General features: G+C 49.6%; 14 protein-coding genes and 1 other annotated feature. All 14 genes read left to right on the top strand.

Going from position 1 to position 18,030, the window contains the following annotated elements; all coding sequences use genetic code 11:
- Window positions 1–72 precede the first annotated feature (72 nt).
- The 14 genes from rplK (at window position 73) to rplC (ending at window position 17,998) form a co-directional block, all read left to right on the top strand.
- Window positions 73–501, top strand: a complete 429-nt coding sequence (gene rplK / locus APAR_RS06005) for a 50S ribosomal protein L11 (RefSeq protein ID WP_012809258.1) — start codon at window positions 73–75, stop codon at window positions 499–501.
- Window positions 502–657: 156 nt separating this feature from the next.
- Entirely contained in the window at window positions 658–1,365 is a 708-nt protein-coding gene (gene rplA / locus APAR_RS06000) for a 50S ribosomal protein L1 (RefSeq protein ID WP_012809257.1), read from the top strand.
- A gap of 245 nt (window positions 1,366–1,610) precedes the next feature.
- Window positions 1,611–1,750, top strand: a sequence feature (ribosomal protein L10 leader region).
- 51 nt (window positions 1,751–1,801) lie between these two features.
- Window positions 1,802–2,323: a 50S ribosomal protein L10 gene (gene rplJ, locus APAR_RS05995; protein ID WP_012809256.1), complete on the top strand. Its 522-nt coding sequence runs from the start codon at window positions 1,802–1,804 to the stop codon at window positions 2,321–2,323.
- A gap of 132 nt (window positions 2,324–2,455) precedes the next feature.
- Window positions 2,456–2,836 carry a 50S ribosomal protein L7/L12 gene (rplL, locus tag APAR_RS05990; RefSeq protein ID WP_012809255.1) on the top strand — a complete coding sequence of 127 codons (381 nt, stop codon included), beginning with the start codon at window positions 2,456–2,458 and terminating at the stop codon, window positions 2,834–2,836.
- A gap of 365 nt (window positions 2,837–3,201) precedes the next feature.
- Window positions 3,202–6,717 (top strand): DNA-directed RNA polymerase subunit beta, encoded by a 3,516-nt coding sequence (gene rpoB, locus APAR_RS05985; protein ID WP_012809254.1) that lies wholly within the window; start codon window positions 3,202–3,204, stop codon window positions 6,715–6,717.
- Window positions 6,718–6,722: 5 nt separating this feature from the next.
- Complete coding sequence (locus APAR_RS05980) at window positions 6,723–11,150, top strand: DNA-directed RNA polymerase subunit beta' (protein WP_012809253.1); 4,428 nt, start codon at window positions 6,723–6,725, stop codon at window positions 11,148–11,150.
- A gap of 198 nt (window positions 11,151–11,348) precedes the next feature.
- The gene (locus tag APAR_RS05975; protein ID WP_012809252.1) at window positions 11,349–11,717 is read left to right on the top strand and encodes an ArsR/SmtB family transcription factor; all 369 of its coding nucleotides are present in this window, start codon (window positions 11,349–11,351) and stop codon (window positions 11,715–11,717) included.
- 62 nt (window positions 11,718–11,779) lie between these two features.
- Window positions 11,780–12,655: a GNAT family N-acetyltransferase gene (locus APAR_RS05970; protein WP_012809251.1), complete on the top strand. Its 876-nt coding sequence runs from the start codon at window positions 11,780–11,782 to the stop codon at window positions 12,653–12,655.
- A 373-nt stretch (window positions 12,656–13,028) separates the two neighbouring features.
- Window positions 13,029–13,400, top strand: a complete 372-nt coding sequence (rpsL, locus tag APAR_RS05960; protein ID WP_035427082.1) for a 30S ribosomal protein S12 — start codon at window positions 13,029–13,031, stop codon at window positions 13,398–13,400.
- Between the two features lie 38 nt (window positions 13,401–13,438).
- Complete coding sequence (gene rpsG, locus APAR_RS05955) at window positions 13,439–13,909, top strand: 30S ribosomal protein S7 (RefSeq protein WP_012809249.1); 471 nt, start codon at window positions 13,439–13,441, stop codon at window positions 13,907–13,909.
- Between the two features lie 24 nt (window positions 13,910–13,933).
- The gene (fusA, locus tag APAR_RS05950; RefSeq protein ID WP_012809248.1) at window positions 13,934–16,030 is read left to right on the top strand and encodes an elongation factor G; all 2,097 of its coding nucleotides are present in this window, start codon (window positions 13,934–13,936) and stop codon (window positions 16,028–16,030) included.
- A 43-nt stretch (window positions 16,031–16,073) separates the two neighbouring features.
- Window positions 16,074–16,382, top strand: coding sequence for a 30S ribosomal protein S10 (gene rpsJ / locus APAR_RS05945; RefSeq protein WP_012809247.1), 309 nt, complete (start codon window positions 16,074–16,076; stop codon window positions 16,380–16,382).
- Window positions 16,383–16,569: 187 nt separating this feature from the next.
- Complete coding sequence (locus APAR_RS05940; protein ID WP_012809246.1) at window positions 16,570–17,070, top strand: low molecular weight protein-tyrosine-phosphatase; 501 nt, start codon at window positions 16,570–16,572, stop codon at window positions 17,068–17,070.
- Between the two features lie 307 nt (window positions 17,071–17,377).
- On the top strand, window positions 17,378–17,998 hold the full coding sequence (rplC, locus tag APAR_RS05935; protein WP_012809245.1) for a 50S ribosomal protein L3: 621 nt from the start codon (window positions 17,378–17,380) through the stop codon (window positions 17,996–17,998).
- The last annotated feature ends 32 nt before the right edge of the window (window positions 17,999–18,030 follow it).

Raw genomic sequence — 18,030 nt, 5'->3', positions numbered from 1 at the left:
CTCGTTCCTTGTGGATTGCTTCTCGGGAGTGCGCGAGAATAGACTCACACGTATTCAAACAGGAGGCTTAACATGCCCGCAAAGAAGGTTGTTAACTTTATTAAGCTGCAGATTCCTGCAGGCCAGGCAAACCCAGCTCCTCCAGTAGGACCAGCTCTGGGTGCTGCACAGGTCAACATCATGCAGTTCTGCCAGGCATTTAACGCTGCAACTCAGGACAAGGCTGGCGATATCATCCCAGTCGAGATTTCTGTTTACGAGGACCGTTCTTTTGACTTTGTAACCAAGACTCCTCCAGCAGCTCAGCTTATCAAGAAGGAGCTTCACCTCAAGGGTGGTTCCGGTGTTCCTCAGCGTGATAAGGTTGGCCAGCTCTCCCAGGAGCAGCTCACCAAGATTGCTGAAATCAAGATGCCTGACCTCAACGCAAATGACATTGAGGCTGCAAAGAAGATCGTCGCTGGTACAGCTCGTTCCATGGGTGTAACCATCGCCGAGTAGTGTTTACTCCCATCAGTCATTTGTTTGACTGATGGTGTTTTGTCAGAGCATCCGATGTTAGTGCACGTAGTTGGGTTTCTCGCCAAGAGAGCGTAACTACGGACAGAAGATGCAGGAGTGGGAGGGCAGACGCCCGCTAACCACAGGAGGTACATAATGCCTAAGCACGGAAAGAACTACAAGAATGCAGTTGCCAAGGTAGACGGTTCAAACCTCTACAGCCCAAAAGAGGCAGTAACCCTTGCTAAGGAGCTTGCAACTGCTAAGTTTGACGAGACCATTGAGGTAGCAATTCGCCTTGGTGTCGATACTCGTAAGGCTGACCAGAACGTTCGCGGTTCCATCTCTCTGCCTCACGGCACTGGTAAGTCCGTTCGCGTTGCAGTCTTTGCAGAGGGCGAGAAGGCCCGCGAGGCTGAGGCAGCTGGCGCTGATATTGTTGGTGGCGACGAGCTTATCGCAGAGGTCGAGAAGGGCATGCTTGACTTTGACGCAGCAATCGCAACCCCTCAGATGATGGGTAAGGTTGGTCGTCTTGGTCGCGTTCTTGGTCCTCGTGGCCTTATGCCTAACCCTAAGCTCGGCACCGTTACCATGGATGTTGAAAAGATGGTTAACGAGCTCAAGGCTGGTCGTGTTGAGTATCGTGCAGACCGTTTTGGTATCTGCCACGTTGCAATCGGCAAGGCTTCTTTTGAGGTCCAGCAGCTTGTTGAGAACTACGGCGCACTTATTTCTGAGATCATTCGCGTCAAGCCATCCAGCGCAAAGGGTAAGTACGTCAAGACTGTTGCTATTTCCTCTACTATGGGTCCTGGTATTAAGATTGATCCAACCAAGGTTCGTAACCTCATGGAGGACTAAGCTTAACGCTTAGAAGTACCTAGCATGTTTAATCCGGTATCTGCTTGCAGGTACCGGATTTTTTGGGCGTGTTTTGTTGTGAAATTAATGCAGGAACTTGCATAGAATCTTGGGCGTCAGGGTTGTGCGACTACTTGCATAGTTATTTGGGTCATCAAAATTTTGTGAAGGTAAAGAAATTGTGCTTCCAACCTTGACTCGAATAGTTTTTTGCTGCACAATATCCAACGCAGGACAGACGTCCTGTAGTTGCACGTTCGCTGCCAAAGACAGCCGGTGCCTTGAATCCAAGGCTTAATGGGAATTCCCGCCTGCCGAGGTGGTCTTGAGATTAGTACATCCAGACCCCGCTTTGGTTGCCAAAGTGGGGTCTTTTCATGTGAGGGCCGCACCTATTGGCGCTCGTGCCTAAGACATGATAAAGGAGGTGTACTACATGCCAGCTCAGTCTAAACTTGACTTGCTCGAGAAAGTTTCCACTTCTCTCGACAACTCCAAAGGCCTGTTTGTTATTGACTATTGTGGTCTCTCCGTAAAGGAGACTCAAGAGCTTCGCCGCGCACTTACCGCAGCAGGCGCCCACATGAAGGTCTATAAGAACAACATCGTCAAGATTGCTCTTAAGAACGCTGGTATGCCAGAGATTGACGAGATGCTCGCCGGTACCTGTGCATACGTTTTCTATGAGAACGATCCTGTCGAGGCCGCTAAGGTCATCAAGGATCAGGCCAAGAAGCTCAAGAAACTTGAGTTCATTGGTGGTATCGCTGATGGTCAGGCACTTAATGCTAACGAGGCAGAGGCTTACGCAGATCTTCCTTCTCGCGAGGAGCTCATAGCAAAGCTTGTCTTCGTTGTTGCAAGCCCACTTACCGGTATTGCACAGGTTTGCGCTGGTCCAGCTCGTGGACTCGCAACCACTCTTTCTGCAATCGCAGATCAGAAGAACGCTGCATAAGCAACGTTTTGTTGTACCCGCGCATTTGCGCAAACCGCGTGAGAGTGTAAATGCACTCAAACGTACACATATAAGCCGGGCTTTTGCCCAGATGCAGTACAAAGGCTGCATCATTTAAAAAGGAGAATTGACATGGCTGTCACTAAAGATGAGATCATTGAGGCCCTTAAAGAGATGCCAGCACTCGAGCTTTCTGAGCTCGTTCACGAGCTTGAGGACGTCTTCGGCGTTTCTGCTGCTGCTCCTGTAGCAGTTGCTGCTGCTCCTGCAGCTGGTGGCGCTGCTGAGGCAGCAGAGGAGAAGTCTAACTTTGACGTTATCCTCGAGGGCTTCGGCGACAACAAGATTGGCGTCATCAAGGTTGTTCGTGCTCTTACCAACCTTGGCCTCAAGGAGGCAAAGGAGGTCGTCGAGGGTGCTCCTAAGGCTGTCCTCGAGGGCGCTAAGAAGGAGGACGCTGAGGCTGCTAAGGCTCAGCTCGAGGAGGCTGGTGCTACCGTCACCCTTAAGTAAGTCCATCCTAAATAGCTTACTGAAGAGGTCAGACTTTGGTCTGGCCTCTTTTTTACTCATTTGGCGAGAAACCCTGTAAATCTCTGAGCATCAATTGAGCAACTCAACGGAGGAAAGCCGCTTACCGAAATTGAATTCTGTCTTTGTAAGACTTATTCACAAAATCTTCATATATAAAAAATACGAGCTAGTAAAGTATTTACCTGCAGCATAACGTTTGTGCAGTTGAAAAACATAAACGCGATAATATAGTCAAAACGTCTTAGAAAATCAAGTGTTTTTCTGTTGACGCGCATTAAAATCTTGACTAAATTACTAGGTTGCGACAATTGCCACCTTCCACCCTTTTGAAGGAGGACAACCTGGTGTCTACCGCTAAAAAGACTTCCCTCACCACGCCTCAGGCGCATACTGGACGCAGAACGTTCAGTAAGATTCCCGCAGCTATGGAGCTGCCAAATCTGATTACTGTACAGAAGGAATCATTTGAGCGCTTTATGGGAGAGGGCCTTGCAGAGTCCTTCGCTGAGTTCTCGCCAATTGAGAACAGCGCTGGAACCATGCAGGTCACCTTTGGTGACCATCAGTTCGGCGACCCTGCCAATTCAATGGCTGAGTGTCGTGCAAAAGACATTTCATATCAAGCACCTCTCTTTGTTGACGTTCGTTTTGTCAACAAAGAGACTGGTGAGATGAAGGAGCAGCTTGTCTTCATGGGTGATTTCCCACTGATGACTGAGCGTGGTACCTTCATCATCAACGGTTCTGAGCGCGTTGTGGTTTCTCAGCTCGTTCGTTCACCTGGCGTGTACTTCTCGTCAGAGATGGACAACGGTGTTTTGGTTCACAAGTCTCAGTTCATTCCTGCACGTGGTGCATGGCTTGAGTTTGAGGTTGATAAGCGCGGCCATTTGGTCGTCTCTATTGACCGTAAGCGTCGCCAGAGCGCTACTGTCTTCCTCCGTGCACTCGGCATTGCTGTTACCGATGACGAGATTCTCTCGCTTCTTGGTGATTCCGATGTTGTTCGCAACACACTTGAGCGTGATGTTGCAACTACACGTGAGGATGCTCTTATCGAGATTTATCGTCGTCAGCGTCCAGGTGAGCCACCAACTGTTGACTCTGCCCGTTCTTTGCTTGACGGCCTTTTCTTCAACGAGCAGCGCTATGACCTTGCTCGTGTTGGTCGTTACAAGATCAACAAGAAGCTTGAGGAAGAGATTCCTGCAGACGTACGTGTTCTTACCAAAGAGGACATTGTTGCAGCTCTTCAGTATCTTCTTGCTGTTCACGCAGGTGATGAGTCTAAGCACCTTGATGATATTGATCACTTTGGCAACCGCCGCGTTCGTACTGTTGGTGAGCTGGTCCAGAATCAGTTCCGTATTGGTATGAGCCGCATGGAGCGCGTTGTCCGTGAGCGCATGGCATCTCAGGATGCAGACGACATCACTCCACAGTCTCTGATCAATATCCGTCCAATTGTTGCTGCAATCAAGGAGTTCTTCGGTTCTTCTCAGCTTTCGCAGTTCATGGACCAGGCAAACCCACTTGCTGGTTTGACTCATAAGCGTCGTCTTTCTGCTTTGGGACCTGGCGGTCTTGCAGGACACAAGTCCGGTTCCAGCCGTCGTACCAACGTTCCTACAGCAGTTCGCGACGTTCACAACTCACACTACTCCCGTATGTGTCCAATCGAGACTCCTGAGGGACCAAACATTGGTCTTATCGGCTCTTTGGCACTGTATGCTCACGTAAATGAGTACGGCTTTATTGAGGCTCCTTATCGCAAGGTTACAGGCGGTGTTGTTTCTGACGACATTGTTTGGATGACTGCAGATGAGGAGGAGAATCACATTATTGCTCCTGCCAATACTCCAATTGACCCTAAGACTAAGAAATTTGTTGAAGTTGACAAAGACGGCAAGATTGTTGACGCAGACCGCGTTATTGCACGTACCCGCGACTTCGACGGTTCTTTTGGTGCTCCTGCACAGGTTCCTGTTGAGGACGTTGACTACATGGACGTTTCTCCACGTCAGCTTCTCTCTGTTGCAGCTAACCTCATTCCATTTTTGGAGCATGACGACGCAAAGCGTACTCTCATGGGTGCAAACATGCAGCGTCAGGCAGTGCCTCTGATCCAGTCCCACGCTCCATTTGTTGGAACTGGTATGGAGGGTCGTGCAGCTCAGGACTCTGGCGAGCTTATTTGCGCAGAGTTTGCAGGCGAGGTCACTGAGGTTGATGCAGCTCATGTTGTCATCTACTCAGATGAGCACGGTTCTCAGCGCTACGATCTTCCTAAGTACGAGCGCTCTAACCAGTCCACTTGTATCAATCACCGTCCAATCGTTACCATGGGTCAGAAGGTCGAGAAGGGCCAACCAATTGCAGACGGTCCATCTGTTGACCACTCTGAGCTGGCACTTGGTGCAAACCTTACCGTTGCTTATATGCCATGGGAAGGCTACAACTACGAGGACGGTATTATCGTCTCCGAGCGTGTTGTTCAGGAAGATCTTTTGACTTCCGTTAACATTTCCCGCCACGAGATTGATGCTCGTGACACCAAGCTTGGCGCTGAGGAGATTACCCGAGAGATTCCAAACCTTGGTGAGGATATGCTCGCAAATCTTGACGATGACGGCATCATCCGCATTGGCGCCGAGGTTGGTCCTGGCGATATTCTGGTTGGTAAGGTCACCCCTAAGGGCGAGACTGCTCTGACCGCAGAAGAGCGTCTGCTTCGCGCAATCTTTGGTGCAAAGGCACACGACGTTCGTGATACTTCTCTTAAGATGCCACACGGCTCTTATGGTCGTGTTGTTGACGTTGTTCGCTTCAGCCGTGAGGCTGGAGATGACCTGCCTCCAGGAGTAAACGACCTGGTTCGCGTCTTTGTTGCTCAGCGCAGAAAGATTCAGCAGGGCGATAAGATTGCTGGTCGTCACGGTAACAAGGGTGTTATTTGTAAGGTTCTTCCTGTTGAGGACATGCCTTACATGGCAGACGGTACCCCAGTAGACGTTATTCTCGACCCACTGGGTGTTCCTTCTCGTATGAATGTTGGTCAGCTGCTTGAGTGCCACCTTGGTTGGGGCGCTGCACATGGTTGGGATGACGATGACGCAGATTCTAAGCGTTATGTTGAGGGCCCAATTCCTGTTGCAACACCACTCTTTGACGGTGCTACTGATGAGTCCGTTGCAGAGATTGTTCGCCGCGCCAACATCAATATGATTAACAAGGCTCTCAAGGAGTACGGCGAGAACATGCGTGAGGAGTTTGTTCCACAGCTCAACGAGCGTGGTAAGACTACCCTCTATGATGGCCGTACCGGTGAGGCATTCAAGAGTCCAATTACCGTTGGTGTTTCTTACATCTTGAAGCTTGGTCACATGGTTGACGATAAGATCCATGCACGTTCAACTGGTCCTTACTCTCTTGTTACCCAGCAGCCTCTGGGCGGTAAGGCACAGTTCGGCGGTCAGCGCTTTGGTGAGATGGAGGTTTGGGCACTGTACGCATACGGTGCTGCTAACGTCCTCCAGGAGATTCTTACCGTTAAGTCTGACGATACCAACGGCCGTGTTAAGACCTATGAGTCCATTGTTAAGGGCGAGAATATTCCTACTGCAGGAATTCCTGAGTCCTTCAAGGTTCTGGTCAAAGAGATTCGCTCCCTGGCACTTGACATTGAGCCAATCTCTTATCGTAAGCGTGCAAATACCGCAAAGGTCACAGATCCTGAGGAGAAGAACGCTGTTGAGATCCTCAACGACCTTGGCTTTACTGAGGTAACCGCTTCCGACCTGTCCCAAGACGCTGAGGGTGCATCCGCACTTGTAGGCGACGCGACCACCGATAAGGAGTAGCGACTGTGGCAGATTTCGATTCCACTGAATTTGACGCTATTAAAATTTCTTTAGCGTCTGCTGATGATATCCGCGGTTGGTCCTATGGCGAGGTAAAAAAGCCTGAGACCATCAACTACCGTACTCTTAAGCCAGAAAAGGATGGTCTTTTCTGCGAGAAGATCTTTGGACCTGTGAGGGACTGGGAGTGCGCCTGCGGTAAGTACAAAGGCATTCGTTTCAAGGGCATTACTTGCGAGCGCTGCGGTGTTGAAGTAACCACCGCAAAGGTTCGTCGTGACCGCATGGGTCACATCGAGCTTGCTGCTCCTGTAAGCCACATTTGGTACTTTAAGAGTCCAACCAGCTTCCCTCTGGCACGTCTTCTTGACATCAAGAGCAAAGACCTCGAGAAAGTCCTCTACTTTGCATCTTACGTGATTACCAGTGTTGACACTGAGGCACGTGAGGCTGATGTAGACGATCTTCGTGAGGAGCTTGCTGCAGACCTTGAAGAGCTCGACGCAGAGCGTGACGATCAGATTGCACGTCTTCGTGAGCAGGGCCAGCCACAGGATGACGAGTTTGGCGATTTTGAGCCTCTTTCTGAGGATGAGATTCGCGCAGGCGTCGCTGATCTTGAGGAAGAGTACGAGGAAGAGAAGACGCTTCGTCGTGAGGCTTTCGAGAAGTTCATGCAGCTTGAGACCAGAGAGCTCATCTCCGATGAAGGTCTGTTCTCCGAGCTTAAGCGCTATTATGGCATCTACTTCAAGGGTGGCATGGGTGCAGAGGCAGTCCGCGATCTTCTTTCCAACATTGACCTTGAGAAAGAGGCTAAGGAGCTCCGCGCTATTATCGCCAATGAGGATGCTCAGAAGCAGAAGCGCGAGAAGGCTATCAAGCGCCTTGAGATTGTTGACGCCTTCCTTAAGGGCGGTAATGATCCAGCTAACATGATCCTTGACGTTGTACCAGTTATCCCACCTGATCTTCGTCCTATGGTTCAGCTTGATGGTGGCCGTTTTGCAGCTTCTGACTTAAACGATTTGTATCGTCGTGTTATTAACCGTAACAATCGTCTTAAGCGCCTGCTTGATCTTGAGGCACCTTCTATCATTGTTAACAACGAGAAGCGTATGCTTCAGGAGTCCGTTGATGCTCTGTTTGACAACGGCCGCCGTGGTCGTCCAGTCACTGGTCGTGGTGGACGTCCTCTGAAGTCACTTGCTGAGGCCCTTAAGGGTAAGCAGGGTCGCTTCCGTCAGAACCTTCTGGGTAAGCGTGTTGACTATTCTGGCCGTTCCGTCATTGTTGTTGACCCACACTTGAAGCTGCACCAGTGCGGTCTTCCATCCGCTATGGCACTTGAGCTCTTCAAGCCATTTGTCATGCGTCGTTTGGTTGAGCTCCGCAAGGTTGAAAACATTAAGGGCGCAAAGCGTGCTATTGACCGTGGTACTCCGGTTGTTTGGGACATTTTGGATGAGGTTATTCAGGATCGTCTTGTTCTTCTCAACCGCGCACCTACGCTTCACCGTCTGTCTATCCAGGCATTTGAGCCAGTCCTTATTGAGGGTAAGGCAATCCACCTGCACCCACTGGTCTGCGCACCATTCAACGCAGACTTCGACGGCGACCAGATGTCTGTTCACGTGCCACTTTCTACTCAGGCACAGACAGAGGCTCGCATTCTAATGCTCTCCAGCAACAACCTTAGAAGCCCTGCTTCTGGTAAGGTTCTGACCGTTCCTTCTCAGGATATGGTCTTTGGTGTCTACTACCTTACTTCCGAGAAGACCGGTGCAGATGCTAAGACACTTACCTTCGCAAGCTTTGAGGATGCTCTCTTGGCAATTGAGGCCAACCGCGATCTTGATCTTCAGGCAAAGGTTGTTGTCCGTGTAAGTACCAAGGATGCAAACGTTGCTGATAGTGGTCGTGCTATCTTCCGCGTTATGACTGGCCGTGGTCAGTATGAGGATCTGAACGTTACTGAGGGAACTAAGCGTTTTGAGACCACTGTTGGTCGCATTATTTTCAACCGTCAGTGCCTGCCAGAGGATTACCCATACATCAACTACAAGATGGTTAAGTCCGATATTGGTATTTTGGTCAACGATTGTTGTGACCGTTATCCAATGGCTGACGTTGAGCCAATCCTGGACAACATCAAGAAAACTGGTTTCCACTACGCAACGCTTGCTGGTCTGACCGTTTCTGTTTGGGATGCTGTTATTCCTGAGCATAAGCCACAGCTTCTTCAAGAGGCACAAGATCGCGTTGACCAGATCAACGAGTACTACGAGGACGGCTTCCTCTCCGAGCGAGAGCGTCACGTTGAGGTTGTTAATGCATGGACCGAGTGCACCGATCTTCTCGGCTCTGAGATGCTTGCAGGCTTTGCAGAGGACAACCCAATCTACATGATGGCTGACTCTGGAGCTCGTGGTTCTAAGACACAGCTTCGCCAGCTTGCTGGTATGCGAGGCCTGATGGCAGATATGTCTGGTGAAACCATCGACCTTCCAATTAAGGCAAACTTCCGTGAGGGTCTTGAGCCTCTTGAGTACTTTATTTCTACTTACGGTGCTCGTAAGGGTCTGGTAGATACCGCTTCTCACACCTCTGACTCTGGTTACTTGACTCGTCGACTTGTCGACGTTGCACAGGACGTCATTGTTCGTGAGGAGGACTGCGGCACTGATGAGGCAGTTACTTATCCACTGATTAAGCCTGGTCAGACTTCTGTTGATACGGATCTCATTGGTCGCTGCACCCTTGAGGATGTCTGCGATCCAAACACTGGCGAGGTTCTTATTCCTGCTGGTGGCTATGTTGAGTCCAAGCAGGATCTTGAGCGTCTTGTTGAGCATGGCCTTACTAAGGTTCAGCTCCGTGCGCTTTTGACCTGTAAGTCTAAGTACGGCGTCTGCCAGAAGTGCTACGGTTGGGATCTTTCTACCCGTCGCCCCGTCAACATTGGTACTGCAGTTGGTATTATCGCAGCTCAGTCCATTGGTGAGCCTGGTACTCAGTTGACCATGCGTACCATTCACTCCGGTGGTGTTGCAGGTGCAGACGATATTACGCAGGGTCTTCCTACCGTTGCTCGTATGTTCGACGTCGTTGGTAATGTCAATGAGAAGATTCTTGGTCGTGAGGCTGACCTGGCTCCAGTTTCTGGTGTTCTTCACATCACTCCAGAGACTACCGAATACTTGCTGCGTATTGTTGATGCAGATGATGCTTCCCGTGTCATCGAGGAGTGGCGTGTACCTGCATCCGTCCGCTTCATGCCTGGCATTGAGGATGGCGTTGTTGTTCGTGCTGGTGATCAGATTACCCGCGGCTTCGTCAACTTCCGTATGCTCCGTCGACTCACCGACATTGAGTCCACTATGCACACCTTCGTTGAGTCCGTTAAGGACGTCTATACCTCCCAGGGTGTAGAACTCAACGATAAGCACATCGAGGTTATCGCACGTCAGATGCTTCGCCGTGTTCAGGTTACCAACCCAGGTGACTCTTCGTACCTGCTTGGTCAGTATGTGGATCGTTACGTCTTTGCAGAGACTGTCCAGAATATTGCCCTTGCTGGTGGTACTCCACCAGAGGCAGAGCCAGCAATCCTTGGTACTCTGAAGGTTGCAAGCTCTATTGATTCTTGGCTCTCTAGCGCATCGTTCATCCGTACTGCAGGTGTTCTTACCTCTGCAGCTATCGAAGGCGATGTTGACCACCTGCTTGACCTCAAGTCCAACGTTATTGTTGGTAAGCAGATTCCTGCAGGTACAGGCCTCTCTGCATACAACGATGTTGAGCTTACGTACCATGGCACCAAGATTGATGGCCCAACCTCTTCTCTTGCTAAGTCTCTTCCAGACTGGGCACCAGCAGAGCTTAAGGACATTGAGGAGCAGCTTCCTAAGCAGCTTGACTGGGTCAACGAAGACTACAACGGTGGCGTTTACTCCAAGAATGGCCGCACGCTTTCTAGCGAGGACGCAAAGCTTTACCTCTTCGACGATCTTGGTGTGTCACAGCGTTGGACCAACAAGTTCAGTGAGGTTGGCATTGAGACCGTAGGCGATCTTATTGGCAAGACCGAGGAAGATCTGCTTCGCATCGACGGTATTGGTGCAAAGGCAATCGAGGAGCTTCGCGATGGCCTTGAGGCTCGTAACCTCCTCTATATCCTTGAGCCAGAAGAGGATGAGGCAGATTCTGAGGATCTTTCTCAGCTGCTCAACATGGTCTTCTCGCCAGAAGGCGACGGTGGTCTGATGCTGGGTTCTGCAGCTCCATCTGCTCACCCTGATTACACCGAGACGCTCATTGGTTCTTCTTCTGATGAGGTTAGCCCTGATGTAATTAACGAGGATCTTGGTTCTCTGGATGACCTTCTCAACCAGGTTGTTCGTATGGATGCTGAGGCAGGGGATGACGAGTAAGTAGTCTCGCCTAATACATCAAATTTTTTCGGAGATTAGCTCCGATACAGAAGAGGACTTCAGCTGTTAGCTGGAGTCCTCTTTTTATTATTTGTTCTAACGGGATAGAGTCGGTATATACTAAGATGCGTTACAAACAATATTTAGCGAGAAGCCCTGTGTACTCAGAGCTTTGAATTGTAAAGAGTAGGAAGTATCATGACTAATCATTCTCACGAGTGTGAGCATACAAACAATATTTGCGAGTGCGTTTCTGAAGAACAACTGCACGAGTTTCTCACTAATGACGATATCATCTACGATGCCACTCAAATTTATGATGCGCTTTCCGACTTTACACGTTTCCAGATTTTGGGAGCTCTTCTTTTGGGTGAGAAAAGCGTAACTGAACTGCAGGAGCTCCTCTCTGTTTCTCAGTCTGCTACTTCTCACCAGCTCCGTCTCTTGCGTGATCGTGGTCTGGTAACCGCAAAAAGAGATGGTCGTCGCGTCATTTATTCTCTTGCTGACGATCATGTCATTACACTTATTAGCGTCGGCCTTGCTCATGCTGCACATCAGCACTAAAACATTAGAAGTTTTTGGTGCCTTGATTTTCAACGAGCAATGAATTTTTTGATTGATACCGTATGTTAAGTCTTCAGCGCATAGACGGAAGAAATGTATGGGACATCCTTAAGCTTAAGGTGTCCAAAGAGCAGCAAAGTTATGTTGCCGGCAATGATGTAAGTCTTATCGAAGCCTATATTTCTAAGACAGAAAACGGACAGATCTTTCCCTTTGGTATATACAAAGATGATGTTCCGGTAGGTTTTTTAATGATTGGTTTTGGTACAGACAGCAGCTGGGATGACGCTCCAGCAATAGCTCAAAATAACTACGATCTCCGACGCTTGATGATTGATATAAAGTATCAAGGTAGGGGATACGGTAAAGAAGCGCTCAACCTTGCGTTGGAGTTTATACACACTTTTCCTTGTGGAAAAGCAGAGTATTGTTGGCTTTCTTATGAGCCTGAAAATAAAGTTGCTCGGGATCTCTATCGTTCGTTTGGATTTGTTGAGACGGGCGAGAAGGACGGCGAAGAATTGATTGCCGTTTTGAAGTTAGTCTCAGATGTATCTGAAGTATCCAGCACTAAGGAACTTCTCGATAACGGTGCGGTATTTTCTTCTGACAATGAAGAACTTCTCGCTCAGTTCTTCCAAGCGGAAAATATGCGCGATTGGGAAACATACGAGACATTTCTTGCCAAGGATGTTGTTTGGGAACTTCGAGAAGCTGGGCAAACTAAGATAATCAAAGGCAAGTGCGCCTATATGAACTGTATTCGTTCGGCGTACAGGGGGAGTAATGCAACGTTTAGCTGCGAAGGCCTGTACACAGGAGCCGATAATTCATGCCTTGCCGCTATGCTTGTAAGCGATGCGGGTACACGTTCATGTGACATGTTTTGGTTTGAAGACGGGAAGATTGTCTTTGAGCTTGAGGTTATTTTGGGCTAAGTTAAATTACTAGTACTGCCAAAAAAATGTATCAATTTAGTTTCTGCGTTACCATACCTGGCACAGTTCCGTTGGTTTTACAAAATTTCATCAGTTCGAATGGTTTCTGCAGCTCTGCAAAAGAACGAATTTGTAGTAGATTTTGAAAACTACAGAAAAGGGAGAAGACGGACTGCAGGTTGTCCGATAAGAAGTATTTCTCGCCAATGAAAAAGTGTTTTTTCTGTATATAGATACGCCCGGAACAGTGGCTTGTTGACATGTGGTTGTTGTCGGCGTAAAGTTCTTCCTTGCGTAATTCCAAGGGGACAGTGCTGTGTCGCCTTTCGAATATGTAAAACTGCAGGTAGATAGGTATAAGAAGGAGAAGATCTTGCCTACTATTAACCAGCTCGTACGTAAGGGCCGCGTGAGCGTCAAGTCAAAGTCCAAGAACGCCGCTCTTCAGCACAACCCACAGAAGCGCGGTGTTTGCACCCGCGTTTTCACCACAACGCCAAAGAAGCCTAACTCAGCACTCCGTAAGGTTGCTCGTGTTCGTCTTGTTAATGGCATTGAGGTAACCGCTTACATTCCTGGTGAGGGCCACAACCTCCAGGAGCACTCCATTGTTCTGGTTCGTGGCGGCCGTGTCCGTGACCTTCCTGGTGTTCGTTATAAGGTTGTTCGCGGTGCATTCGACTGCGCAGCAGTTCAGAATCGTGCTCAGGGCCGTTCTCGTTACGGCACTAAGCGTGCTAAGTAATCACGTCCACTACTCGAACTAGTTCTTAGGAGATTAATATGCCGCGTCGCGCAGCAGCAGTACGTCGTGAGGTTATGCCTGACGCCGTCTACAACAATCGTCTGGTAACCCAGCTCATTAACAAGGTCCTTCTCGACGGTAAGAAAGCAACCGCAGAGCGTATTGTCTACGGTGCATTTGACATCGTTGCAGAGAAGACTGGCGAGGATGCCCTCACTGTCTTCAAGAAGGCTATGGATAACATTCGCCCAACACTTGAGGTTAAGCCTAAGCGTGTTGGTGGCGCTACTTATCAGGTCCCAATGGAGGTTAACTCCCGCCGTGCAACTACTCTTGCTATTCGCTGGATGGTCACTTTCAGCCGTAGCCGTAAAGAGAAGACCATGGCAGAGCGTCTTGCAAACGAGATCATCGACGCAACTAATGGCGTAGGTGCATCCGTCAAGCGCCGCGAGGACCTGTACAAGATGGCTGAGGCCAACCGCGCCTTCTCCCACTACCGCTTCTAGTCGGAATTCAGGAGTAGCAAACAAATGGCTAAGACTAAGTACAATCTTAAAGACCTCCGTAACATCGGCATCATGGCTCACATCGATGCTGGTAAGACCACCACTACGGAGCGTATTCTTTACTACACCGGTAAGACCCACAAGATTGGTGAGGTCCACGACGGTGCAGCAACTATGGACTGGATGGTTCAGGAGCAAGAGCGCGGCGTAACCATTACTTCCGCAGCTACTACTTGCTTCTGGAAAGACCATGTCATTCAGATTATCGATACCCCAGGTCACGTTGACTTTACCGCTGAGGTTGAGCGTTCTCTTCGTGTTCTGGACGGCGCAGTTGCAGTCTTCGACGCAGTTGCAGGCGTTCAGCCACAGTCCGAGACCGTTTGGCGTCAGGCAACCAAGTACGGCGTACCTCGTATTGCATTCATCAACAAGTTTGACCGAGTAGGCGCAGACTTCTTCCGTGCAATCCAGACCATGCGTGACCGCCTTGGCGCAAACGCAATTGCAGCTCAGGTCCCAATGGGCGCTGAGTCCAACTTCTGGGGTCTTATCGACCTTGTCACCAACACTGCATGGGACTTTAAAGAGGATGCTAAGGGCATGATTTACCCTGAGCCACTCGACGAGATTCCTGCAGAGTTTGTTGACGTTGCAGCTGAGAAGCGTGAGGAGCTTCTTGAGGCAGCATCTGACTTCTCCGAGGAGCTCATGATGGCTGTTCTCGAGGGTGAAGAGATTGACGTTGATATCCTTAAGGGTGCTCTTCGTGCCGGTGTTCTTGCTGGCAAGATTAACCCTGTCTTTGTTGGTTCTGCTTACAAGAACAAGGGTATCCAGGAGCTTCTTGACGCAGTTATCGACTTCCTTCCAAGCCCTCTGGATGTTCCAGAGATTGATGGCGTCACTCCTAAGGGAGACGAGGCTGTCCGTCATGCAGACGTTAAGGAGCCATTCTCCGCTCTTGCATTCAAGATTATGACTGACCCTTATGTTGGTAAGCTTACCTACATTCGTGTTTACTCTGGTCAGGCAGAGGCAGGTTCATACGTCTACAACTCCGTTAAGGACAACCGTGAGCGCTTTGGCCGCATCCTTGAGATGAACGCAAACGATCGTGTTGACCGTGAAGAGTGCTCCGCGGGTGACATTGTTGCATGCGTTGGTCTGAAGAACACCACTACTGGTGACACTCTTTGTGACGAGAAGAACCCAATCATCCTTGAGTCCATCAGCTTCGCTGATCCTGTTATCGACGTTGCTGTTGAGCCTAAGACCAAGGCTGAGCAGGAGAAGATGTCCATCGGCCTTGCTAAGCTGGCTGAAGAGGATCCAACCTTCCAGGTTCACACTGATCACGAGACTGGTCAGACCATCATTGCTGGTATGGGCGAGCTTCACCTTGAGATTATTGTTGACCGTCTCCGTCGTGAGTTTAAGGTTGACTGCAACGTTGGTAAGCCACAGGTTGCTTACCGTGAGACTGCTGGTAAGGCAGTAAGCCACGCTGAAGGCAAGTTTGTCCGTCAGTCCGGTGGTAAGGGTCAGTATGGCCACGCAGTTATCGACCTTGAGCCACAGGAAGAGGGCAAGGGTTACGAGTTTGTCAACGCTATCGTTGGTGGTGTCATTCCTAAGGAGTACATCCCATCTATCGATAAGGGCATTCGCGAGGCTCTTGAGAACGGTGTCATTGCTGGTTACCCAGTAGTCGACATTAAGGTTACCCTTGTTGACGGTTCTTACCATGAGGTCGACTCTTCTGAGGCAGCATTCAAGATTGCTGGTTCTATGGCAGTTAAGGATGCTCTTAAGAAGTCCAACCCTGTCCTTCTCGAGCCAGTTGAGTCTGTTGAGGTTGAGACACCTGAGCAGTACATGGGCGACGTTATGGGCAACCTTTCTTCCCGTCGTGGCAAGATTGAGGGCATGGACGATCGTCAGGACGCCAAGGTCATCCGCGCTAAGGTGCCTCTTGGTGAGATGTTCGGTTATGCAACCGACCTTCGTTCCCAGACCCAGGGCCGTGCGAGCTACACTATGCAGTTCGATTCTTACGAGCCCGTTCCTAACGCTGTACGCGAAGAGATTGTCGCCAAAAACGGCGGCTCTGCATCCTAAGTAAACGACCACGAGCTCTAGCTCATGTATGGAGGTACCCAAAGTGTCAAGCCAGAAGATCAGGATTCGCCTCAAGGGCTATGATCACGAGGTCATTGATCAGTCCGCTAAGCTGATTGTTGACACCGCACAGAAGACAGGTGCGCGTGTTTCCGGTCCTATCCCTCTGCCAACTGAGCGTAATCTTTACACTGTTATTCGCTCACCACACAAGGATAAGGATTCCCGTGATCAGTTTGAGATGCGCACTCACAAGCGTCTCATCGATATTCTCGACCCAAGCGCTTCTACCGTTGATTCGCTTATGCGTCTCGACCTTCCAGCTGGTGTCGATATCGAGATCAAGCTCTAAGCATACGGCTTAATCCAACTTGCAAACCCTCCTGCGCATTCACGTGCGGGAGGGTTTTGTGTTAGGTGTGCACTGATTTTCAGTGTCATTTAAGGAGTATTACGTGTACATTAGGGCGTATTGAAACAAGTGGGGGGCGTAGACTTTTCAATGTCGATTGATTCTCTCACATAGTTTAGGAGAAGAGATGAAGAATAGCCAGCTGAATACTAATTGCCCGGACAATACTCACGTAATAAAGATTCTGTTTGTGTGTCACGGAAATATCTGCAGGTCAACGATGGCACAGTATGTCATGCAAGATCTTGTCGAGAAGAGCGGTCTTGTAGATTTATTCTTCATTGACTCTGCGGCAACTTCCACAGAGGAGATTGGTAATCCAGTTGACCCTCGTACACGTTGCAAGTTGCAGCAGGAGGGAATTCATTGTGGTAATCATCGTGCTCGGCAGCTGACTCGCGCAGATTATGAGTGCTTTGATTACCTTATTGGCATGGATCACAACAATCTGCGTAATATGATGCGCATACTTAAGGATGACCCGCTTGGAAAGGTCTCACTACTCCTCGATTGGACAGAGAAACCTCGTGACATTGCTGATCCATGGTACTCGGGCAATTTTGATCTGACGTATGAGGATGTCACAGAAGGATGCGAAGCATTGCTTAAGAGAATTTCATCGAAATAAATTTTGACAAAAACTTTTCAAAATTTTCTGGTTTTCTCGCCTATAGATACGCCCGGGTCAGCGGTTTTACCTCGTAAAATAGGCGAGAAGAAAGATCTCGCAGCTAGAAGGTAGTAAATGCCCTTCACAAAGCATTCATCTTTTTAAGATTTTAGGCTTGTTTCTTGTTAGAAATGAGTGTAAAGTAGACGGGCTGCTCAAATAGGACAATTATGTCTAAAGGCAGTATGTACAGGACGTGGTCCGCTGGGGAAGAGTACCCGATGTGCTCTCAAGGTCCCATGACCACCGAAGGTTAGGAAAGAGCATGGTTAATACCATCCTCGGCCGCAAGCTGGGCATGACCCAGGTATGGGACGAGAACGACAACGTCGTTCCTGTTACCGTTGTTCTTGCTGGTCCCTGCACCGTTTCGCAGGTAAAGACTGTTGAAACGGACGGCTACAATGCCGTACAGATTGGCTTTGGCGACATCTCCGAGAAGCATGTCAACAAGCCAATGGCTGGTCACTTCAAGGCACAGGGCGTCGAGCCAATGCGTTACCTCCGTGAGGTTCGCGTTGAGGATGCTTCTGAGCACAAGACCGGCGATGTTGTCACAGTTGCTGACTTCTCCGAGGTCACCACTGTTGACGTAACAGGCACTTCTAAGGGTAAGGGTTTCCAGGGTACCGTTAAGCGCTGGAACTTCTCTCGCGGTCCAATGACTCACGGTTCTCGTAACCAGCGTCGTCCAGGTTCCATTGGTCAGTGCGCATACCCTGCACGCGTTCGTAAGGGCCTTCACATGTATGGTCACATGGGCGCAGAGCGCGTTACGGTCAAGAACCTTAAGCTTGTCCGCGTTGATGCTGAGCAGAACCTCATGCTTATCAAGGGTGCTGTTCCTGGCGGCAAGAATGCCCTCGTCCAGGTCCGCATGGCCTAAGGGCCTTTAGGCAAACACTTAGGCTAACAAGG

This window comes from Lancefieldella parvula DSM 20469, assembly GCF_000024225.1.
In the GTDB taxonomy this organism is placed as follows: Bacteria; Actinomycetota; Coriobacteriia; order Coriobacteriales; family Atopobiaceae; genus Lancefieldella; species Lancefieldella parvula.
The sequence above is the reverse complement of the archived record's forward strand: the minus strand, read 5'-3'. Positions and strand labels throughout refer to the sequence as shown.